Below are 22,063 nucleotides of genomic sequence, written 5' to 3'. Positions count from 1 at the left end.
TGTCAACCTATTGGTCTGACCACCAGAATTTGGTGTCTCGACCTTCGATCAAGGTAGCGGTATCACGGACCAAAGACCGTCGCGCCGCCTCGGGTCGCGCGGCAAGGTCTCGCCAGGGAGAAAACATGCGTCTTGCGTCCTTCATGCGTGGGCTTTGGCTGGCGGCCGGTTTGGTTTCGGCGACCCTGGGGGGCTCGGCGGCCCGCGCCGAGGACGGCTATGACCTGTGGCTGCGCTATCGGCCGTTGCCGGCGGCTCAGCGCCCGGAGCCGCGGACGATCGCGCCTGGCGCCGACACGCCGACCCTGAAGATCGCGCGGACCGAACTCCAGCGCGGGCTGAGCGGCCTGGTGGGCGGAGCGCCGTCGCCGGACAGCCCGTCGATCCTGCTGGGCACGCCCGCCGGCTCGCCGGCCGTCGCCGCCCTGAACCTGCCGCTGAAGGGGGCCGGTGACGAAGGCTACCTGATCCGCACCGTCGGCAAGACCACGGTCATCGCCGGCAATAGCGACATCGGCGTGCTGTACGGCGTCTTCCACTACCTGCGCCTAGTCCAGACGGGGCAGGGCGTCGACACGCTGGACATCCTCTCGGCGCCGAAGGTCAAGCACCGCCTGCTGAACCACTGGGACAACCTCAATGGCAGTGTCGAGCGCGGCTATGCCGGAGCCTCGCTTTGGGACTGGTGGAAGCTGCCGGACTACAAGGATCCGCGTTACGTGGACTACGCCCGGGCCAACGCCTCGATCGGGATCAACGGCGCGGTTCTGAACAACGTCAACGCCAAGGCCGACAGCCTGACCGCGCCCTATATCGCCAAGGCCGCGGCCTTGGCCGAGGTGTTCCGGCCCTACGGGATCAAGGTTTATCTGTCGGCGCGGTTCTCGGCCCCGATCGAGATCGGCGGACTGAAAACCGCCGATCCCCTGGATCCGGCCGTGCGCGCCTTCTGGAAGGCCAAGGCCGACGAGATCTACAAAGCCATCCCGGACTTCGGCGGCTTTCTCGTAAAGGCCAATTCGGAGGGACAGCCCGGCCCGCAGGACTATGGCCGCACCCATGTCGACGGGGCCAACATGCTGGCCGACGCGGTGGGGCCGCACGGCGGGATCGTGATGTGGCGGGCCTTCGTCTATTCGCACGAGCAGCCGGACGACCGCGCCAAGCAGGGCTACGGCGAGTTCAAGCCGTTCGACGGCCAGTTCCGCGACAACGTCATCGTCCAGGTCAAGAACGGGGCCATCGACTTCCAGCCGCGCGAGCCGTTCCACCCGCTGTTCGGGGCCATGCCGAAGACCAACCTCGGCATGGAGTTCCAGATCACCAAGGAATATCTCGGCTTCGCCACGCATCTTGTCTATCTGGGCCCGCTCTACGAGGAGACCCTGAAGTCCGACACCTACGCCAAGGGGCAAGGCTCGACCGTGGCCAAGGTGGTGGACGGGGCGCTGGACGGCCGGTCCCAGACGCTGATGGCCGGGGTTTCCAACATCGGCCGCGACCGCAACTGGTCGGGCTCGCAGTTCGACCAGGCGAACTGGTACGTCTTCGGCCGCCTGGCCTGGGACCCCGAAGCCTCCACCAAGGGCATCGCCGCCGACTGGGCGAAGATGACCTTCTCGACCGATCCGAGTTTCGTCCAGCCGGCGGTAGCGATGATGATGGGCTCGCGCGAGGCGGCGGTCGACTACATGACGCCGCTGGGCCTGCATCATCAGATGGGGCGCAGCCATCACTACGGCCCCGGCCCGTGGGTCAGCGGCGGCGAGCGGGCCGACTGGACCAGCGTCTACTACGCCAAGGCCGGCAAGGACGGCATCGGCTTCGATCGCACGGCCGCGGGCAGCAACGCTGTCGCCCAGTACGCCCCGGTGGTCGCCCAACGGTTCTCGGACCTGAAGACCGTCGACGAGAAGGATCTGCTGTGGTTCCACCACCTGCCGTGGACCTACAGGCTCAGGTCCGGCCAGACCCTGTGGGACAGCCTGGTGACCCACTATTCGCGCGGGGTCTCCTATGTCGACGGCATGGGGCGGACCTGGGCGGACCTGGCGCCCTATGTCGATCCCGAGCGTCATGCCCAGGTCGCCGACTTCCTGGCCATCCAGCGCAACGAGGCCCAGTGGTGGCGCGACGCCTCGATCGCCTACTTCCAGACCTTCTCGGGCCTGCCGCTGCCGGCTGGCGAAGCGCCTCCCGCCCATTCGCTGGAGTATTACGAAAAGCTCAGCTTCCCCTACGCGCCAGGCATCTAGCGGCGCGTCAGGACCAGGTCACCGGGCAGGCCGGGGTTGGGGGAAGGGTCCCCATCACCGGCGGGTCGGGGAAATACTGGGTCGTGACCTGGACGCTCTCGGCCGCTTCCTGGCCGAACAGCATCAGGATCAATTGAAAGGACTCGTCGAGACCGGACGAGATGCCGCCGCCGGTCAGGCGGTTGCCCGACACCACGAAGCGCGGATTGCCGGTGTCGACGTCGATCTCGCAGAATCTCTGCAGGCAGGCGATGAACGCCCAGTGCGTGGTCGCCCTGTGACCGTCCAGAAGCCCCGCCTGGGCCAGCAGCAAGGCGCCCTCGCAGACCGAGCACACCCACGTCGCGTCTTCGGCGACCTGACGCAAGTAGGCGAGGTAGGGTGAGCCTGGATCGCTCATGATCTGGCCCAGCACCTCTGGATCGCCGCCGGGGACCCACAGCACGTCGAGGGCGGAAACGTCCGCGAAGCTGGCCTGGACCTCGAAACGGATCCCGTTCATGGCGGTCACCGGACCGCCGTCCTCCGAGAGGATCAGGGTTTCGAGCGGCTGATCCTTGCCGGCCCAGTAGAACATCTCGGCCGGTCCGGCGACGTCCAGCAGGTCGACGCCCTCATAGACGGGTATGCCCAGCCTCATCTCGCCCCTCCTTCAGTCTTCGATCAACATGCAATCTTGACGCGTCTACTTGAGATCGGTCAATCCATGATGGTGTCTGGTCTTGGGCATAAAAAACGGCGTGTCCGAAGACACGCCGTTGGGGAAACGCGAAGGAAGGAGTTTCGCGTCAGGTCTTGGAACGGGCCGCGGATGCCGATCAGATAGGTGGCGCCCGGGTCGTAGAGGTGAACGCGGCGTTGTCGTACTGGAAGGCCTGACGCTGCTTTTCCTTGGGTGATGTTGATTCCCATGATTCTGAGCGCGGCGCGCCGACGGGAACGGACAGCGTTTGCGCCGTCCGTTCCCGTCTCGCGCTTAGAAGGTCGCTCGCATGCCCACGAGAATCTGGCGGCCGGGCTTGTAGTAGGTGAAGGTCGCGTTGTCGTACTGGAAGTGCGAGCGCAGCTTTTCATTGGTGATGTTGGTCACGTTGAAGGTCAGTTGCGGCACGTGGCCCAGGCCGAAGATCTTCTCCAGATCGAAGCTCGAGGAGAAGTCGGTCTGCTTGTAGTCGTCCGCGAACAGGGCCGCGGCGGTGACGCCGTTCTGGTTGGCGCCGCTGGACTGCGAGCCCTTCCGATAGACGTGGCTCAGACGCAGGCTGACGCCGTCGTGCTCGTAATAGCCTGTCAGGTTGTAGGTGTACTTGGCCACGCCGTAGGCGACGGCCGCGCCGTTGCTGGTCTGGTCGACGATGGTGGCGTTGGCGTTGACGCCCAGCCCTTCGACGCCGAACCGGCTGGTCAGGAAGTCGAGCGGTTGCACCCACTGGAATTCCAGGCCGTTGATCGTCAGCTTGTTGGGCACGTTGATCTGCGACTGGATCTGGACCGACGCCGCGGTCGGGCCGCCGCGCGAGTTGATCGCCGTCTTCTGGGTGTCGTTCAGGGTGTCGTAGGTGATGCCGTACTGGGCCAGGTACGAGAACGGCTGGGTCACGACGTTGTTGGTCGTGAAGCCGGTCAGCGACTTGCGGAAGGCGTTGACCGCGATCACGCCTTCCTGGCCGGTGTAGAACTCGAAGCCCAGGTCGATGTTCTTCGAGAAGTACGGCTTCAGGGCCGAGTTGCCGATGGTGGCCTGGTCGGCCGACGGCGCGCCGAAGCTGACGCCGGGCAGCTGGGCGGCCGGGTCCGGACGAGTCATGGTCTCCGACACCGCCGCGCGGGCGACGGCGTGCTCGCCGACGTCATAGGCGATGTTGGCGGCCGGCAGCCACTTCGAATAGGTGTTCTCGACATAGACGAAGTTGGTGATGTTTGGATAGCGCGAGCCGTCCGGCAGCTGGGCGCCGCCGGCCAGGGTGTTGCGCGGGTCCGCCAGCGAGACGCGGCCGCCGATCGTCTGCTTGGTGTGGACGTAGCGGACGCCGACATTGAAGCGCAGGTCGCTGTCCATCACCTGGGTGACGCCGTTCAGCTCGGTATAGGCCGCGCTGTTCTTCTCGTTGATGGAGCCGCCGCTGGCGCCGGTGTTGGAGCCGCCCGATTCAGGCGTGGCGGCGTGCAGGGCGTCGTAGTTTGTGGCCTTCTTGACCGCGTCCCAGTCGACCGTGACGAAGCCGGCCGGGCCGGGCTTCAGGTAGCTGGCCAGGCTGGTGGTCGGGATCAGCGAGCCGCCATAGGTGAGCGTCCCAGCCTGGCCGGCCGTGGAGCCCGTGCCGTAGCCCGGGTAGGTCGGATAGCCCGCGGGCGCGGCGCCGGGCTGGTTCAGGCCCTGGCAGGGCGGCTGGCCGTTGGGCGACGGCAGGTTGATGCTCGGGTTGTTGCCGCAGGTCGCGTTCTGCCACGGCGTGGTGTTGTCGTAGCCGCGGATGGTGCGCGAGACGTCGTCGTAGTTGCCGCCGACCTTCAGGTTCAGTTGCTCGTCGCCCCAGGTGACGACGGCGCGCGCGCCCTTGGTCTCATACCAGCGCTTCTCGTCCTGCATGTTCAGCCGGCCGCCGGTCCAGACGAAATTGGCCGGGTTGTTCAGGTCGATGCTGCTCTTGATCGTCGGAATGCCGTTCGGGTTGTAGGTGTAGTCGACGGTCGTGCCGGCCCCCAGCGCGGTCACCGGGCCGAAGGTCGGGCTTTCGCGATGGAAGGTGCTCTTGGTGTAGTTGACCTGGCCCTCGACCTTCAGATTGTCGGTGATGCGCCACTCGCCGCCCGGATTGATGCCCCAAAGCTCGGTCTTTTCGAGGTAGGGACGGAATTCCAGGAAGAACTGTGAATTGGCGTAGGTGCCCTGGGTGACCGTGCAGCCGGTCGAGCAGTCGGTCTTGTCGTACTTGGTGTTGGTCGGAATGATCGCGCCGTTGCGCACGATCCACGCCATGTCCTCGCGGATCAGGTCGTTGTTCTTGTAGCCGTACATGCCGTCGACATAGAAGTTCAGGTTGTCGTTCGGCTTCCATTCCAGGCTGGCCACGGCGTTGAAGCGGTCGCGGCGACCGTACTCGGCCGAGGGGCGACCCAGGCGCGGCAGCAGGCCGTTGTCGATCTGCTGGATGGTCGCGCCGGGATTGTGCGCCAGCAGGAAAGCCTGGTCGATGGTCTGGCCGGCCACCAGGCCGCCGCCCGCGCCGACCGGCACCGTGCCCGGGATCGTCCAGTTGCCGCCGCCCGTCGGGTTGCAGCCCGTCGTCGCGCCGCACTGGGCCGCCGACAGGTTCGGGTTGGTGAAGCCGATGGTCTCGTAGCCGCGGGTGTCGGTCTTGAGCCGCTGGCCGGAGATCCCGAACAGGACGCCGAAATTGTCCCAGGTCTTGCTGGCGATCAGCGAGCCCTTGCCGCCCCAATCGGCGCCGTCCGGCTTCACGCCTTGAACGTTCATGGTCAGGTGCTGGCCGGGGCGGTCGAACGGCCGCGCCGAGCGCATGTCGATATTGCCGGCCGCGCCGCCTTCCAGCAGGCTGGCCGAATAGCTCTTGTTGACCGTCAGCTTGGTGAACAGGTCGGTCGGAAAGAAGCTGAGGTCGACCGAGCGGTCGGTGCCCTGGGCGTCGGTGGCGCCCGACGAGGCGACCGCGATCGAGGCGCCGTTCAGCGTGACGTTGGTGAAGTTGCTGCCCAGGCCGCGGATCGCGACGTTGGTGCCCTCGCCCGTGATGTCGCGGGTGATGGTGATGCCGGGAATGCGGTTGAACGACTCGGCGATGTTGGAGTCGGGGAACTTGCCGATGTCTTCGGCGAAGATCGAGTCGGCGAAGCCGGTCGTCTCGCGCTTGGCGACGGTCGATTGCGCCAGGCTGCGGCGATAGCCGGTGACGACCACTTCCTCGACGGTGTCGGCGGTGGAAGCGGCTTGGGCCGACGGCGTCTGCTGAGCGAAGGCCGGAGCGGCGATCAGACCAGTCAGGCAACTGGCGCCGGCCAGCGCCAGGCGAAGGGCGCACGCGTGTCGTGGTTGGATCATGTTTCTCCCCTAAATTTCGGTGCTCTTCGCACTTGTCGTTCTGCGCGCCGCCAGCGCCGTCCCGCAGCGGCGAGTTCGCCGGCGCGCGGGTGTCTATGGTAGCGGTCACAGATAAGGGATACGAGGTAAGGCCTCGCAAGTCAACGAGGTCATACCTTGGGGCAATCCAGCGGCCGATAGTGGGCCATGGACGTATCGTCCTCATGCCTGGCAAGGCGACGACTGTTTGATCTTTAAGTGGAAAATGTCGGACAAATGATCGGCGCGCTCAGGTCTTACCAGTGAGGCGTCGCCGTCGGAAATCGACAGATTTTGGACCGTCGGCCAGATGGGCCTGCGGCTGCATGGTGTCGATGCGAAGATGTCGGAGGAAAGCGTCCGGCCACCTTGAGCCGATCCGCCGCCAGCCCCGCGTCGGTGTGGTCGCAAGCTCGCGCGAGCGGCCCGGCTTCGACCGTCTGTCCTTCGCCGAGCCGGCCGCGCGTGGCCCAGAACCTGCGCGACCAGCCCGGCGCCCCCTTAAGTGGGGCGATGGCCCCGCTCAGGCGTGGGCGATGATCGGCAGGAAGGTCTCCGCCGTCAGGCTGGCGCCGCCCACCAGCACGCCGTCGACGTTCGGCGTGGCCAGGATCTCGGCGGCGTTGGCCGGGGTCACCGAGCCGCCATACAGGAGCCGGACGCCGTCGCCCGCCGGCCCGAGCGCTGCGCGGCAGGTTTCACGCAGCACCGCGTGCATGGCGGCGATGTCGTCCTGCGTCGCCGAGCGGCCTGTACCGATCGCCCAGATCGGCTCGTAGGCCACGGACAGCCACGCGCCGTCGGCGTCGGCGGGCAGGCAGTTCTCGAGCTGGGCGCGGACCACCGCCTCGGCCTGGCCCGCCTCGCGGACCTCCAGGGGTTCGCCCACGCAGAGGATCACCGACAGGCCATGGCGCCGCGCGGCTTCCGCCTTGCCGCGCACCTCGTCGTCGCTCTCCTGGCGGCCCGCCCGGCACTCGCTGTGGCCGACGATGGTGAAGGCCGCGCCGGCGTCCTTGACCATCGGCGCCGACAGGCAGCCGGTGTGGGCGCCCTTGTCGGCCGGGTGGATGTCCTGCGCGCCGACGTGGATAGCGTTGGCGGTCTGCCAGGCGGCGGTGATCAGGGTCGCGGGGACCGCCACGCCGACGTCGACCGCGGGAGTCTCGCGCGCCGCCGCGTCGATGGCCCCCAGGACGGGCAGGGCGGCCAGGTTGCCGTGCATCTTCCAGTTTCCGACCACGAACTTGCGGGCGGGCTTTTCCATCGTAACGTGCATTCGGTCTCCATGCGCCGGCCGGCGCTTGTTTCTTGAAAGGGCGAGGGTCGATCAGGCCTGTTCCAGCACTCGCGCGGGGCGCTCCACGCGGGCCAGCCGTTCGCCCAGGGCGTCCAACTGGGCCCAGAGGGCGGGGGGCAGGCGATCGCCGAACCGGGCGTAGGCCTCGGGGATCAGGGCGGCTTCGGCGCGCCAGATCTCCGGGTCGACGGTCAGCAGCAGGTCCAGCTGGGCGTCGGTGAGGTCCAGGCCGGTCAGGTCCAGGCCGTCGCGGACCGGCAGGCGGCCGATCGGGCTGTCGACGGCCTCGGCCTCGCCCTCCAGGCGATCGACGATCCACTTGAGCACGCGGCTGTTCTCGCCGTAGCCCGGCCAGACGAACTTGCCGCGCTCGTCCTTGCGGAACCAGTTGACGAAATAGATGCGTGGCAGCCTGGCCGGATCGGCGGCGGCGCCGACCTTCAGCCAGTGATTGAAATAGTCGCCCATGTTGTAGCCGCAGAACGGCAGCATGGCGAAGGGATCGCGGCGCAGCTCGCCGATGCTGTTCTCGGCCGCGGCGGTGCCTTCCGAGGCGACGTTGGAGGCCAGGAACACCCCGTGCTCCCAGTCGAAGGCCTCGGTGACCAGTGGCACGGCCGAGGCGCGGCGGCCGCCGAACAGGATCGCCGAGATCGGCACGCCGGCCGGATCCTCCCATTCGCCGGCGATCACCGGGCACTGGCCGGCGGGGACGGCGAAGCGGGCGTTGGGATGGGCGGCGGGCTCGCCCAGCACCGGCGTCCAGGCACGACCCTTCCAGTCGGTCAGGCCCTGCGGCGGGTGTTCGGTCAAGCCCTCCCACCAGACGTCGCCGTCGGCGGTAAGGGCCACGTTGGTGTAGATGCAGTTGGAATGCAGGGTGTCGACGGCGTTGCGGTTGGTCTTGACGCCGGTCCCCGGGGCCACGCCGAAGAAGCCGGCCTCGGGATTGATCGCATACAGGCGGCCGTCGGCGCCGAACCGCATCCAGCAGATGTCGTCGCCGATCGTCTCGGCCTTCCAGCCGGGCAGGGTGGGCTGCAGCATGGCCATGTTGGTCTTGCCGCAGGCGCTGGGGAAAGCGGCGGCCACATAGCGCACCTTGCCAGCCGGCGAGGTCAGCTTGAGGATCAGCATGTGCTCGGCCAGCCAGCCCTCGTCGCGTGCCATCACCGAGGCGATGCGCAGGGCGTAGCACTTCTTGCCCAGCAGGGCGTTGCCGCCGTAGCCCGAGCCGTACGACCAGATCTCGCGGCTTTCGGGGAAGTGGACGATGTACTTGTCGTCGTTGCAGGGCCACGCCACGTCCGGCTGGCCCTCGGCCAGGGGCGCGCCCAGGGTGTGCAGGGCCGGAACGAAGAACCCGTCCTCGCCCAAGGCGTCCAGGGCGGCCCGGCCCATGCGGGTCATCACCCGCATCGAGACGGCGACATAGGCGCTGTCGGTGATCTCCACGCCCAGGGCGCTGATCTTTGATCCGACCGGCCCCATCGAGAAGGGCACGACGTACATCGTGCGGCCCCGCATGCAGCCGTCGAACAGGTCGTTAAGCAGCCCGCGCATCTCGACCGGATCGCGCCAGTTGTTGGTCGGGCCGGCGTCGGCCTGGTCTTCGGAGCAGATGAAGGTGCGGCTTTCGACGCGGGCGACGTCGCGCGGGTCGGAGGCGGCGAAGAACGAGTTGGGACGAAGGTCTGGATTGAGGCGCTTGAGCGTGCCGGCGGCGACCAGTTCGTCGGTCAGGGCGGTCCATTCCTCGTCGGAGCCGTCGCACCAATGGATGGCCTTCGGCTTGGTCAGGGCGGCGACCTCGTCGACCCAGGCCAATAGACGCGCGTGCTTCGTCGGGGGCGCGTTCGCGCCCAGCCCTTGGTTCTGCATGTTCCGTCCTGCTGCAAGCTGGCGAGACTGTTGCTCGCCTTGGCGCGCACCATAACGTCGCGGCTCGGCAGGAAAAGCCCAATGTTTTCAATGACAACGTTGTCGGCGAAAATCGAGGCGCAAGATGCTGCGCCAAAGGCACATTTTCGCGCATGGCGCCCGATTATGAGGATGATGGTCCAATGGTGAAGTTTCATCGCGCTGAAACGGTCACGCCTCCAACGCGCGGGGGGCGAATCGATGCCCGTGAAATGTCTGGTCAGCGGGCGCTGGGCTGAGCGCGGCGTCTTCCAAGCCATGCACGACCTGCACCTCTGGCGGACTCGGTCCGGACGTCTATGGTGTCGCCGCCTTTCCCGTGGAGCGACGAACCGAAATGAAGTCGAAGCCTCTCGTTCTGACCGCCGTGATGCTGGGCCTTGGCGGGCTCTGCGTCGGATCGCAGGCGCTGGCCCAGGCCAAGCCGGAGGACACCGAGCTCTGGAAGCCCGTGCCGGCGGTGGTCAACCCGGCCAAGGAAGCGGGCGGCGCCCCGTCCGACGCGATCATGCTGTTCGACGGCGGCGACCTGAAGGAGTGGGTGGCGACGCAGGACAAGTCGCCCGCGGGCTGGACCGTGGCGGACGGCGTGCTGACCGTCGACAAGACGCGCGGCAACATCGAGACCAGGCGAAGCTTCAGGGACTACCAGCTGCACCTGGAATGGCGGATCCCGGCCGACATCACCGGCTCGGGCCAGGCGCGGGGCAACAGCGGCGTCTTCCTGGCGTCCACCGGGCCCGGTGATCGCGGGTACGAGCTGCAGGTCCTCGATCCCTACCAGAACCCCACCTATGTGAACGGCCAGGCCGCCAGCCTCTACAAGCAGCATCCGCCGCTGGTGAACGCCGGCCGCAAGCCGGGCGAATGGCAGGTCTATGACGTGGTCTGGCGGGCGCCTGTGTTCGGCCCCGACGGAGCGCTGGTCTCGCCGGCCACCGCGACCGTGCTGCACAACGGCGTGCTGGTGCAGGACAACGCCGCGTTCGCGGGCGAGACGGTCTATATCGGCAAGCCGCCGTCCCGGCCCTTCACCTCGGCGCCGATCAAGCTGCAGGCCCACGGCGACCCCAGCGCGCCGATCAGCTTCCGCAACATCTGGGTTCGAGAACTGCCGCCGCGGTCCTAGCGTCGGTCGGGCGGCGGCGCCGTGCTCGACCGCACGACCAGGCGGTGGGGCAGGGTGACGTTCTGCAGGGCGCTGGCGCGGTCGGCCAGGATGTCGAGCAGCAGCCGGACCACCTCGTGGCCGATGCGCTCCATGGGCTGGCTGACCGTGGTCAGCTGCGGACTGAGGTACTGGGCGAAACGGATATCGTCGAAGCCGACCAGCGACACGTCTCGCGGGCATTCCAGGCCGCGCCGACGAATGGCTTCGATCGCGCCCATCGCCATCTCGTCACTGAAGCAGAAGATGGCGGTGGGCGGACCGGGCTGGTCCAGCAGTTCGCCGGCCTGACGCACGCCGGATTCGATGGAGAAGTCGCCGATGGCCATGCGCAGCGCGCTGGCTTGGCCCCGCCGCTGGGCGGCGGCGAGGACGCCGGCCAGGCGGTCGCCGCTGATCGGGCTGACCAGCGGGCCGGTCACGACGCCGATCCGCGTATGCCCCAGGCCATAGAGGTGCTCCATGACCTCGGCGGCGGCGCCCTCGTTGTCGATATGGGCGCTGGACACCGCCAGGCCCGGGCGGAACTCGCAGCCGTTGACGATCGGCGTCCGCGGCCCCTTGGCGGCCACCATCTCGGCCAGGACGTCCGGCAGGCGATGGCCCAGGAAGATCAGGCCGTCGGCCTCCTTGCGCCGGAACATCGCCGCATATTGCTCTTCGCGCGCCTCCTCGTGCCGGGTGTCTCCCAGCAGCACCGAATAGCCGGCCGCCAGAGCCGCTTCCTCCACGCCGCGGATCACCTGGGAGAAGAAGGGGTTGGAGATGTCCGGAACGGTGACCAGGATCTTCTCGGTCCGCAGGGTCCGCAAGCTCTTGGCCGCGAAGTTGGGCTCGTAGCCGAGGCGGTTGACCGCCTCCATTACCTTCTTGCGAGTCGCTTCCAGCACCAGTTCGGGCGCGCTGAAAACCCTCGAGACCGTCGCGGTCGAGACCCCTGCGTCCTGCGCGACATCTAGAATGGTGGCCATTCGCGGGACACTGGCGGCAAGCCAGGCCCTTGGCAAGGCGCAGCTCTCCTGGCTTGGCCAACAGCTGGACGGTTGCCGCCTTGACGGAGCCCTGTTATCGATGATTTCGATTACATGAGCGCGGGAGCGGTCCAGACGGGCCGAAACCTAGCCGCCAAAAGCTGGTCGGGGAGGCCAGAACCATGACGACGCGCCTGCGGCTCTTCCTGATGATGGTGCTCCAGCTGGCGATCTGGGGCGCCTGGGCCCCGAAGATCTTCCCCTACATGGGCATGCTGGGCTTCGCGCCCTGGCAGCAGTCGCTGGTCGGCAGCGCCTGGGGTGTGGCCGCCGTGGTCGGGATCTTCTTCTCCAACCAGTTCGCCGATCGCAATTTCGCCGCCGAGCGCTTCCTGGCGATCAGCCACCTGATCGGCGGCCTGGCCTTGGTGGGAACGGCGCTGTCGACCAGCTTTTGGCCGTTCTTCGCCTGCTACCTGATCTTCAGCCTGGTTTATGTGCCGACCCTGTCGGTGACCAACTCGATCGCCTTCGCCAACCTGCGCGACCCGGCCGGTGAGTTCGGCGCGGTGCGCATGGGCGGGACGGTCGGCTGGGTGCTGGTCAGCTGGCCCTTCGTCTTCCTGCTGGGCGCCCACGCCGGCGCCGAGCAGGTGCGGTGGATCTTCCTGGTCGCGGCGATCCTGTCGTTCGCCTTCGCCGGCTACGCCCTGACCCTGCCGCACACGCCGGCCCGCAAGGACGCGCCAGGGATCGACAACCTGGCCTGGCGACGGGCCCTGAAGCTGCTGGGCGCGCCGTTCGTGCTGGTGCTGTTCCTGGTCACCTTCATCGATTCGGTGATCCACAACGGCTACTTCGTGATGGCCGACGCCTTCCTGACCAACAGGGTCGGGATCGCCGGCAATCTCAGCATGGTGGTGCTGAGTCTGGGCCAGGTGGCCGAGATCCTGACCATGTTCCTGCTGGGCCGCGTGCTGGCGCGGCTGGGCTGGAAGGTCACCATGATCATCGGCGTGCTGGGTCACGCCGCGCGCTTCGCGGTGTTCGCCTTCTTCGCCGACAGCATCCCGGTGATCGTCGCCGTGCAGCTGCTGCACGGGATCTGCTACGCCTTCTTCTTCGCCACCGTGTACATCTTCGTCGACGCCGTGTTCCCCAAGGACGTCCGGTCCAGCGCCCAGGGGCTGTTCAACCTGCTGATCCTGGGCGTCGGCAATGTGGTGGCCAGCTTCCTATTCCCCACCCTGGTCAGCCGCCTGAGCCACGCCGGCGCCGATGGCGTGGCGAGCGTCGACTATACCAGCCTGTTCCTGGTCCCGACCGGCATGGCCCTGGTCGCCGTGCTGCTGCTGGCCGTGTTCTTCAAGCCGCCGACGCGGTCCCCCGTCGCCGAGGCGGACGAGGACGGGCCCCTGGCTGCCGCGGCCGCGGCCGCCAGCCCGGCCCAGCCCTAGCCAATGCTCCTCCAGAAAAAGGAAAGCCACGTGCGCTCAACAGCTTGCGACACCCGGGCCTCGGCCGCCGATCTTTCGCGGCGTGGTCTGCTCGCCGCCGGCGCGGCCGCCTTGGGCGCGGCCTATGGCGGTCTCGCCAACGCGGCGGAAAAGCCGTTCTTCCAGCGCCGCGACCTGCCGGTCGGCATCCAGCTCTACACCCTGGGGCCGGACCTGCAGAAGGACCTGGACGCCCAGCTCGCCACGGTGGCCAAGATCGGCTTCAAGTCGGTGGAGCTGGCCGGCTATCTGGGCCGCACCCCCGCCGAACTGCGGGCCGCGTTCGACAAGGCCGGCCTGGTTTGCCGCAGCGCCCACATTGCGCCGAAAGCGGCTAGCGGCCCCAGCTTCAGCGGCGACCTGGCCAAGCTAGCCGACGAGCTGCAGGTGATCGGGGTGAAGGCGGCGATCATGCCGATCCTCTATATTCCCGACCGCCTGGGCGGCGCCGACCTGCGCCAGGCCGGCGCGCAGATGACCGCCGACGACTGGAAATGGAACGCCGATTTCCTGAACGAGAAGGCCGCCGTCCTCAAGAAGGCCGGCATCGTCAGCGGTTATCACAACCACAATTTCGAATTCGCCCCGCTGGGCGACACCACCGGCATGGAGATCCTGCTGAAGGGCACGGACCCGAACCTTGTCACCTTCGAGATGGACGTCGGCTGGGTGACGGCCGCCGGCAAGGACCCGTTCGCCCTGCTGAAGGCGCATCCGCACCGCTTCACCCAGATGCACGTCAAGGACATCAAGCCCACGACCAAGGCCAATTTCGAGCTGCGCCAGGACCCGACCGAGGTCGGCAGCGGCATGATCGACTGGAAGCGGCTGCTGCCCGCCGCCTACGCCGCCGGCGTCAGGGGCTTCTATGTCGAGCAGGAGCCGCCGTTCGCCCACAGCCGGCTGGAGTCGGCCAAGATCAGCTTCGACTACCTGGCGAAAGTGGTCGCCTGATGAGCGGACGCGCGCCCCTGCGGCTGGCCATGGTCGGTGGCGGTCCCGGCTCGTTCATCGGCCCGGTGCACCGCATGGCCGCCGAGCTGGACGGCCGCATCCGGCTGACGGCCGGCGTGTTCAGTCGCGATCCGGCCAAGAACGCTCAGGCCGCCGCCGACTGGGGCGTCGCGCCGGACCGGGTCTATCCGGACCATCACGCAATGATCGCCGCCGAGGGCGCGCGGCCGGACGGCGTCGACCTGGTCTCCGTCGTGACGCCCAACCACCTGCACTTCGACGTCGCCGCCGCCGCCCTGAAGGGCGGGTTGCACGTGATCAGCGACAAGCCCGCGACCCTGAATCTGGCCCAGGCCCGGGACCTGGCCGAGATCGTTGCGGCGTCGGGCAAGCGCTACGGCCTGACCTACACCTATACCGGCTATCCGATGGTCCGCGAGGCGCGGGAGATCGTGGCCCGCGGCGACCTGGGTGCGGTGCGCAAGGTCGTGGTGGAGTACTCGCAAGGCTGGCTGTCGCGGCCGCTCGAGCGCGAGGACAACAAGCAGGCCAGCTGGCGCTCGGACCCCAATAAATCGGGCGTTGGCGGCTGCATCGGCGACATCGGCGTTCACGCTTTCAACATCGCCGAGTTCATCACGGGCAGGCGCGTCGAGCGCCTGTGCGCCGACGTCGCCGCCGTGGTTCCGGGGCGCGACCTGGACGACGATTGCAACGTGCTGCTGCGGTTCGAGGGCGGCGCACGCGGCGTGCTGATCGCCTCGCAGATCTCTGCCGGCGCGCGCAACGGCCTGAGGATCAGCGTCTACGGCGAGACCGGCGGCCTGACCTGGGGTCACGAAGACCCCAACGTCCTGACCCTGGACTGGCTGGACGGGCCCAGCCAGGTGCTGCACGCCGGATCGGCCTATCTGGGCGTGGGCGCCCGGGCGGTCACGCGCCTGCCGACGGGACATCCGGAAGGCTTCATCGAGGCCTTCGCCAACATCTATCGTGACTTCGCCGACGCGATCGTCGGGCAGGGCGACGGCCGGCTGGTGCCCGACATCGCCGAGGGCGTGCGCGGCATGGCCTTCGTCGAGCGCGCCGTGGCCGCCAGCCGGGCCGACGCCGGCTGGGTGGCGCTGGGCGGGATCACGCAAGAGGGAGTGGGGCGATGAAGACGCTCAAGGGGCCCGGCATCTTCCTGGCCCAGTTCATCGGCGCCGAGCCGCCCTTCGACAAGCTGGAGACCATGGCCGCCTGGGCCGCCGACCTCGGCTATGTCGGCGTGCAGATGCCGACCGGCGGGGCGGACTCGTTCTTCGACCTGGCCCTGGCGGCGGAAAGCCAGGCCTATTGCGACGACATCGCCGGGATGCTGGCCGGCCATGGCCTGCAGATCACCGAGCTGTCGACCCACTTGCAGGGCCAACTGGTCGCGGTGCACCCGGCCTATGACGAGCTGTTCGACGGCTTCGCGCCGCCCGAACTGCGCGGCAAGCCGAAGGAACGCCAGGTCTGGGCGGTGGGGCAGCTGAAGGCCGCCGCGGTCGCCAGCCGGCGTCTGGGCCTGAACGCCCACGCCACCTTCTCGGGCGCCCTGGCCTGGCCCTACTTCTATCCCTGGCCGCAGCGGCCGGCGGGCCTGGTCGAGGAGGCCTTCGCCGAACTCGGCCGTCGCTGGAAGCCGATCCTCGACGCCTTCGAGGACGAGGGAGTCGACGTCTGCTACGAGATCCATCCGGGCGAGGACCTGCACGACGGCGCCACGTTCGAGCGGTTCCTGGACGAGGTCGGCGGCCACGCGCGCGCCAACATCCTCTACGACCCCAGCCACTTCGTGCTGCAGCAGCTGGACTATCTGGGCTACATCGATCGCTATCACGAGCGGATCCGCGCCTTCCACGTCAAGGACGCCGAGTTCCGGCCGTCGGCCCGGTCCGGTGTCTATGGCGGCTACCAGGGCTGGGTGGATCGGCCCGGCCGCTTCCGCTCGCTGGGCGACGGCCAGGTGGACTTCAAGGCCATCTTCTCGAAGCTGGCCCAGTACGACTATGCCGGCTGGGCGGTGCTGGAATGGGAGTGCGCCCTCAAGCACCCCGAGCAGGGCGCCCGCGAAGGCGCGCCGTTCATCCGCGACCATATCATCCAGGTCACCGACAAGGCGTTCGACGACTTCGCGGGCAGCGCGCCCGACGCCGGCCGCAATCGCCGCCTATTGGGCCTCTAGAGGCGACGCAGAAACCCTGACGGAGTTCACGCAATGAAGTTCCCGCTTATGCTTGCCGCCGGTCTGAGCGCCTTGGCCACCAGCGCCGTCGCCGCCCCGCCCTCCGGACAGGCGGTGTTCGAGCAGCGCTGCTCGGTCTGCCATTCGCTGCAGCCCGCCCCGGGCAAGATGGGGCCGCCCCTGGCCGGGGTGGCCGGCCGCAAGGCGGGCTCCGTCGCCGGCTACGCCTACAGCAATGCGCTGAAGACCTCGAACATCACCTGGACGCCGGACAAGCTGGACGCCTTCGTCAAGGCGCCGGGCAAGACGGTCCCCGGCACCAAGATGCTGCTGGGCGCGCCGGACGCCGAGCAGCGCGCCGCCGTGATCCAGTATCTGAGCTCCCTCAAGAAATAGGCCCGAGAGAGCTCAGGACGGGATCAGGTTAGTGGACAGTTGACGGTCTTGAGCCGAATTCCTCGTCCTTCGACAAGCTCAGGATGAGGAATTCTACTCAACCGCCTTACTCGTAACCCTCATCCTGAGCCTGTCGAAGGACGAGGGCGCCGCTTCGACGCCAAACGTCGTCTACGGAGCCTAGCGCGCCGTCAGTTCCTGGATCTCGATATCCTTGAACTCGATCGGGTGGCCTTCGCTCTGCAGGGCGATGTAGCCCCCGGTCACGGGCTGGGCGCCGCGAGCGAGGATGTAGGGCTTGGCCCCGCCCGCGACGGTGTCGTCGGGGTCCAGGGTGACGTTCGCATAGTGATGAACGACCACGCCGTTGATCTTCTGGGAGATCTCGCCGTTGGGCAGGACTTCCAGCTCGGCCTTGACCCAGGTTCCGTTGGGCACCGTCGGGGCGTTGGCCGGCGGCGTGCAGTGGTCCTTGGCCGTGACGCCGTCGAAGGTGATGTTGGTTCCAGGCGTGCAGACCGCGCCGGTGGGACGGGGCGCGTCGCCGTCCTTGCCCAGCAGCTGGAACTCGATCGAAACCGGGAAAGGCTGCTCGACGGTCATGCTCTCCGGGCTCTGGCTGTCGAACATGATCCCGCTGTTGCTCCGCGCCCAGGTCGGGGTGTCGGGCAGGCCGCCCTCGGGCAGGAAGCGGTAGGTCAGGCGCAGGCGGTAGGCCTTGAACGGCGTCTTGTAGAACAGGTGGCCGAACTGTCCGTCCAGCTTGTCATAGCCGGCATAGGAGACCCGGATCACGCCGTGGTCGACCACGAAGGTCTGGTGATAGTTCTCGCCGGCGGGGTGCTTGGCGACCTTGGGCGTCCAACCCTCCAGGGTGCGTCCGTCGAACAGCGGCCGCCACGGCCCGGCCTTCACCGTCTCGGCCCCGGCCTGGGCGCCGGCGCAGAGCGCCAGGCAGGCGGACAAAGCCCCGGCGGCGAGACCAGGCGCCGACACGCGACGCTTTCGAACGGACTGGCTCGGATTCATCATGATTTTCCTGTTCCTCCCTCTGGCGCGGCGGTTTTCGTAAGAAACCGCGACCTTTCTTGCAATGTAACCCATTTCATGGAAGCTTCCAGGCAACAATGAACGGGTTCGCCGAAGTCGGCGCGCCGCGCTGCCGGGCAGCGGGCGCGATTCGATCAAAGGCGCCAAGCGGGGAGCAGACATGGCCAATCTCAACGGTCGCGCGCGCCAGGAGAACACTTACGACGCCATCGTCGTCGGCAGCGGCATAACCGGCGGCTGGGCGGCCAAGGAGCTGACCCAGAAAGGCCTGAAGACGCTGGTGCTGGAGCGCGGGCCGATGGTCCGCCACCTGGAGGACTATCCCACCGCCACGATGGATCCCTGGCAGACGAAGTACCCGCAGGGGCAGCTGCCGTCGGACGAGCTCAATGCGAAGTATCCGGTCCAGAAGCGTACCGGCTACACCCTGACGGAATATACCCGGCACTTCTTCGTCCGCGACGACCAGAACCCCTATACCGAGGAAAGCCGCTACGACTGGATCCGTGGCTATCATGTCGGCGGCCGGTCGCTGACCTGGGGCCGCCAGAGCTATCGCCACAGCCCGATCGACTTCGAGGCCAACGCCCGCGAGGGGATCGGCGTCGACTGGCCGATCCGCTACGAGGAGCTCGCGCCCTGGTACGACCATGTGGAGCGCTTCATCGGCGTCTCGGGCCAAGCGGAGGGCCTGCCGCACCTGCCGGACGGCCAGTACCAGCCGCCGATGGAAATGAACTGCGTCGAGAAGGCCTTCAAGGCCAAGTCCGAGGCGCGGTTCCCCGAACGGCGGATCACGATGGGCCGGACCGCGCACCTGACCGACCCGACCGAGGAACAGCTCGCGCTGGGCCGGACCAAGTGCCAGTACCGCAACATGTGCATCCGCGGCTGCCCCTTCGGCGGCTACTACAGCTCCAATTCCGGGGGGCTGGTGGCGGCCGAGCGCACCGGAAACCTGGTCATCCGCCCCGGTTCGATCGTCACCTCGCTGATCTATGACGAGAAGGCCGGCAAGGCGACTGGCGTGCGCATCCTCGACGCGACGACGCGCCAGGAGGAGGAGTTCTACGCCGACGTCGTGTTCCTGTGCGCCTCGGCCTTCAACTCGGCCTGGATCATGATGAACTCGACCAGTTCGCGGTTCCCGAACGGCTTCGGCAACGGCAGTGACCAGTTGGGCCGCAACGTCATGGACCACCACCTGGGCGTCGGGGCCAGCGGCGAGGCCCCCGAGTTCGCCGACATGTACTATTCGGGGCGCAGGCCGAACGGGATCTATGTGCCGCGTTTCCGCAACCTCGGCGACGCGGCCACCAAGCGGAGCGACTACCTGCGCGGCTTCGGCTACCAGGGCGGCGCCTCGCGGCCCGGATGGGATCGCGACCTGACCCGGCCAGGACAAGACCCCTCCGGTCCGCGGGGCTTCGGGGCGGCGCGCAAGGCCGCGCTGAGCCAGCCGGGGCCGTGGATCATCGGGCTGGGCGGCTTCGGCGAGATCCTGCCCTACGAAGACAATCGGATTACCCTGAATCGCGACAAGACCGACGAGTTCGGCCTGCCGACCCTGTCGATGAACGTCACGATCCGCGAGAACGAGCTGGCCATGCGTCGCGACATGCAGACCGCGGCCGCCGAGATGCTGGAGGCGGCGGGCTTCAAGAACGTCGAGGGGCGGGACGGGGGCTACGCGCCCGGCCTGGGCATCCACGAAATGGGCACCGCCCGCATGGGCCGGGATCCAAAGACCTCGGTGCTCAACGCCCACAACCAGGTTCACGAGTGCAAGAACGTCTATGTCACCGATGGGGCGGCCATGACCTCGGCGTCGTGCGTGAACCCGTCCCTGACCTACATGGCCCTGACAGCCCGGGCCGCCGACCACGCGGTCCAGGCGCGCAAGCGGGGAGATCTGTGATGCTGCTGAGCCGACGCGACGCGATACGCGGCCTGACCTTCACCTTCGGCGTCGCGGCGACGGGGTTCGCCGGACGGGCCATGGCGGCCGCGCCCGCCCTGGGCTGGACCCCCACGGCGCTGACGCCGGACCAGGCCCGCCTGGTCGACGTGGTGGCTGAGCTGATCATCCCCAAGACCGACACGCCGGGCGCGCGCGAAGCCGGCGTGCCGCAATTCGTCGACCGCGCGCTGGCCGACTACTACAACAAGGCCCAGGCCGATCGCCTGAGGGCCGGGCTGGCCCGGATGGACGCCGACGCGCGCGCCGCCCATGGCGACGTTTTCGTCGCGCTGACGCCGGAGCAGCAGATCGAACTCCTGAACGGCTATGACCGCGAGGCGGCCGCCGCCCAGGGGCACACGGCTGGCGAGCCCCATTTCTTCCCGCTGCTGGAGGATCTGGTGACGGTCGGCTACTTCACCTCCGAACCGGGCGCGACGGTGGCCTTGAGTTACGATCCCGTCCCCGGCGCCTACCACGGCTGCGTGCCGCTGGCCGAGCTCGGTCGCGGCTGGGCGACCCGATAGGGCGATAGAAGAGCGCTGAGGCGACGCTTCAGGCGTTTGAGGCCCTCGGCGCGGCCTCCAGGGATGACGTAGAAGCCCGTCGGGGGCCTGTCTGACGGCCCAGCTAGGCGCGCGGCTGGTCCCCATCGGCCAATGACGTTTCGCCCTCCGAGGACGGCTGTTCCGATAGGGCGTAGATCTGCTCCATCTCGACCCAGGTTCGGTCGGGCGCGAACGGCAGCGGCTTCTGAAAGGTCCGCATCAGGGCGTCCCAGGCCTGCACGTCCGGATTGGCGGCGTCCCTGGCCGCCTTGGCCTCGGCGTCGTAGCCGTCGCCCTGTTCCAGGATCATGAACAGCCGGTCGCCGACCAGCCAGATCTCCAGCTCGCGCACGTCGTCGGCGCGGATCGCGGCCGTCACCGCGGCAGGCGGTCCGCCCGACCGGTGCCAAGCGCGATAGCGGGCGATCTGGTCGGCATCGTCATGCAGGTCGACCGCGAAACAGCGGCGGATCGTCCGGCTCACGCCAGCCTCCACATCGTCGTTGACGCGGCTGCGATGGGATCTATAAACATCATATGTATTATCTTATTGCGCCCACCGTAGGGAGGCAAGCATGACCCAGCTGTATGGACGGACGCTGAGCCGCCGCGCCCTGGCCGAGCGGACCGGCGCCCTGTCGCAGTTCGCCGGCGTGCGCCTGTCGACCCTGGGCGACGGCGTCGAGCGCGGCGTGCGGCAGCTGGAGTTCCGCACCGGCTCGGGCCTGCGCTTCACGGTGCTGGTGGACCGGGCGATGGACATCGCCGAGTGCGAGCACAACGGCCGCGCGGTCGGATGGCATTCGCCATCGGGCTTTCGCAATCCTTCGCTGCACGAGTACGAGGGGGAGGGCGGCCTGTCCTGGTTCCGGTCGTTCTCGGGCCTGATGGTCACCTGCGGCCTGGACCACGTGCTGTTCATGCACGACGACCCGGCCGACCACTACGTCTATGGCCCCCGCAAGACGGTCAATTCGTCGCTGCACGGGCGGATCGGCACGATCCCGGCCCGGCTGACCGGCTACGGCGAACGCTGGGACGGCGACGACTGCGTCCTGTGGGCCGAGGGCGTGGTGCAGCAGTCGACGGTGTTCGGCGAGGACCTGCACCTGGTCCGGCGGATCGAGGCGAGCGTCGGGACCGACGAGATCCGCCTGCACGACCGGGTGGTCAATCACGGCTTCTACCGGACGCCGCACATGTACTGCTACCACATCAATGTCGGGTACCCGGTTCTGGACGAGGGATCGCGCTACGTGGCGCCGATCCGCGACGTGGTCTGGGCCGCCCACGCCGGCGACGACTATCGCAAGCAGGGCGTCGGCTATCGCACCCTGCCGGCCCCGATCCGCAATTTCCATGAACAGGTCTGGCAGCACGACATGGCCGCCGACCCCGACGGGCGGGTCAATGTCGCCCTGGTCAACGAGGCCATTGGCTTGGGCTTCGAGGTCCAAACGCTGAAGGCGCAGTTCCCCGCCACGTATGAGTGGCAGAACCTGCACGCCGGCCACTACGCCCTGGGGATCGAACCCTCGACCAACCACGTTCTGGGCAAGGACTTCGCCCGTGACCGGGGCGAACTGATCCAGTTGGAGCACGGCGAGGAGCGCCGCTATGACAGCGTCTTCCGCATCCTGCCCGACGCGGACGCGGTGACGGAGGCGGTCAGCCGGATCGAAGCCGTGGTTCGCCAGCCGGCTGAGGACTATCCCGCCCCGTCCGGCGCCTATCCGCTGATCGGCGGCCGCTGAA

At 67.9% G+C, this 22,063-nt stretch carries 17 protein-coding genes; 10 read left to right on the top strand and 7 right to left on the bottom strand.

The genetic code is table 11. From position 1 onward, the window contains the following. Positions 1-143: 143 nt before the first annotated feature. The gene (locus G3M57_RS15455) at positions 144-2,255 is read left to right on the top strand and encodes an alpha-glucuronidase family glycosyl hydrolase (RefSeq protein WP_163233748.1); all 2,112 of its coding nucleotides are present in this window, start codon (positions 144-146) and stop codon (positions 2,253-2,255) included. A gap of 7 nt (positions 2,256-2,262) precedes the next feature. Here the strand turns inward: G3M57_RS15455 and G3M57_RS15450 are convergent, their stop codons facing one another. The 4 genes from G3M57_RS15450 to G3M57_RS15435 all read right to left on the bottom strand — a co-directional run bounded on the left by G3M57_RS15450 (position 2,263) and on the right by G3M57_RS15435 (position 9,514). Beyond that, complete coding sequence (locus G3M57_RS15450) at positions 2,263-2,895, bottom strand: DJ-1/PfpI family protein (protein ID WP_163231553.1); 633 nt, start codon at positions 2,893-2,895, stop codon at positions 2,263-2,265. A 336-nt stretch (positions 2,896-3,231) separates the two neighbouring features. Next, positions 3,232-6,315, bottom strand: a complete 3,084-nt coding sequence (locus G3M57_RS15445; RefSeq protein ID WP_163231551.1) for a TonB-dependent receptor — start codon at positions 6,313-6,315, stop codon at positions 3,232-3,234. 541 nt (positions 6,316-6,856) lie between these two features. Further along, positions 6,857-7,612 (bottom strand): triose-phosphate isomerase, encoded by a 756-nt coding sequence (tpiA, locus tag G3M57_RS15440; RefSeq protein WP_230983795.1) that lies wholly within the window; start codon positions 7,610-7,612, stop codon positions 6,857-6,859. Between the two features lie 51 nt (positions 7,613-7,663). Next, a complete protein-coding gene (locus G3M57_RS15435; protein ID WP_163231549.1) occupies positions 7,664-9,514 on the bottom strand; it encodes a phosphoenolpyruvate carboxykinase (GTP) in 1,851 nt (616 codons plus the stop codon). A gap of 409 nt (positions 9,515-9,923) precedes the next feature. Between G3M57_RS15435 and G3M57_RS15430 the strand changes: the two genes are divergently transcribed. Then, the gene (locus tag G3M57_RS15430) at positions 9,924-10,682 is read left to right on the top strand and encodes a 3-keto-disaccharide hydrolase (RefSeq protein WP_163233747.1); all 759 of its coding nucleotides are present in this window, start codon (positions 9,924-9,926) and stop codon (positions 10,680-10,682) included. On the opposite strand, the gene G3M57_RS15425 is transcribed toward G3M57_RS15430, so the two are convergent. Continuing rightward, a complete protein-coding gene (locus G3M57_RS15425; RefSeq protein WP_056755391.1) occupies positions 10,679-11,692 on the bottom strand; it encodes a LacI family DNA-binding transcriptional regulator in 1,014 nt (337 codons plus the stop codon). The genes G3M57_RS15430 and G3M57_RS15425 overlap by 4 nt on opposite strands. Before the next feature lie 182 nt (positions 11,693-11,874). On the opposite strand from G3M57_RS15425, the gene G3M57_RS15420 reads away from it, so the two are divergent. Genes G3M57_RS15420 through G3M57_RS15400 form a run of 5 tightly spaced genes read left to right on the top strand, consistent with a single transcriptional unit; the run spans position 11,875 to position 16,750 of the window. Next, positions 11,875-13,149, top strand: a complete 1,275-nt coding sequence (locus tag G3M57_RS15420; RefSeq protein ID WP_163231547.1) for an MFS transporter — start codon at positions 11,875-11,877, stop codon at positions 13,147-13,149. Between the two features lie 3 nt (positions 13,150-13,152). After that, positions 13,153-14,142 carry a sugar phosphate isomerase/epimerase family protein gene (locus G3M57_RS15415; RefSeq protein WP_056755398.1) on the top strand — a complete coding sequence of 330 codons (990 nt, stop codon included), beginning with the start codon at positions 13,153-13,155 and terminating at the stop codon, positions 14,140-14,142. Continuing rightward, entirely contained in the window at positions 14,142-15,302 is a 1,161-nt protein-coding gene (locus G3M57_RS15410; RefSeq protein ID WP_163231545.1) for a Gfo/Idh/MocA family protein, read from the top strand. Before G3M57_RS15415 ends, G3M57_RS15410 begins: the two co-directional genes overlap by 1 nt. Then, positions 15,299-16,354: a sugar phosphate isomerase/epimerase family protein gene (locus tag G3M57_RS15405; RefSeq protein ID WP_163231544.1), complete on the top strand. Its 1,056-nt coding sequence runs from the start codon at positions 15,299-15,301 to the stop codon at positions 16,352-16,354. Before G3M57_RS15410 ends, G3M57_RS15405 begins: the two co-directional genes overlap by 4 nt. 33 nt (positions 16,355-16,387) lie before the next feature. Further along, positions 16,388-16,750 (top strand): c-type cytochrome, encoded by a 363-nt coding sequence (locus G3M57_RS15400; RefSeq protein WP_132089298.1) that lies wholly within the window; start codon positions 16,388-16,390, stop codon positions 16,748-16,750. A 180-nt stretch (positions 16,751-16,930) separates the two neighbouring features. On the opposite strand, the gene G3M57_RS15395 is transcribed toward G3M57_RS15400, so the two are convergent. Further along, positions 16,931-17,854: a 3-keto-disaccharide hydrolase gene (locus G3M57_RS15395; protein WP_373287695.1), complete on the bottom strand. Its 924-nt coding sequence runs from the start codon at positions 17,852-17,854 to the stop codon at positions 16,931-16,933. Positions 17,855-17,960: 106 nt separating this feature from the next. On the opposite strand from G3M57_RS15395, the gene G3M57_RS15390 reads away from it, so the two are divergent. Next, positions 17,961-19,718: a GMC oxidoreductase gene (locus G3M57_RS15390; protein ID WP_163231540.1), complete on the top strand. Its 1,758-nt coding sequence runs from the start codon at positions 17,961-17,963 to the stop codon at positions 19,716-19,718. Positions 19,719-19,720: 2 nt separating this feature from the next. After that, a complete protein-coding gene (locus G3M57_RS15385; protein WP_163233746.1) occupies positions 19,721-20,287 on the top strand; it encodes a gluconate 2-dehydrogenase subunit 3 family protein in 567 nt (188 codons plus the stop codon). Positions 20,288-20,390: 103 nt separating this feature from the next. On the opposite strand, the gene G3M57_RS15380 is transcribed toward G3M57_RS15385, so the two are convergent. Then, positions 20,391-20,792 (bottom strand): L-rhamnose mutarotase, encoded by a 402-nt coding sequence (locus tag G3M57_RS15380; RefSeq protein ID WP_163231537.1) that lies wholly within the window; start codon positions 20,790-20,792, stop codon positions 20,391-20,393. Positions 20,793-20,883: 91 nt separating this feature from the next. Between G3M57_RS15380 and G3M57_RS15375 the strand changes: the two genes are divergently transcribed. Further along, positions 20,884-22,062 (top strand): aldose 1-epimerase family protein, encoded by a 1,179-nt coding sequence (locus tag G3M57_RS15375; RefSeq protein ID WP_163231535.1) that lies wholly within the window; start codon positions 20,884-20,886, stop codon positions 22,060-22,062. Position 22,063 lies beyond the last annotated feature (1 nt).

This window comes from Caulobacter rhizosphaerae, from assembly GCF_010977555.1.
GTDB classification, from domain to species: domain Bacteria; phylum Pseudomonadota; class Alphaproteobacteria; order Caulobacterales; family Caulobacteraceae; genus Caulobacter; species Caulobacter rhizosphaerae.
This window is presented reverse-complemented; position numbering and strand designations above follow the sequence as displayed.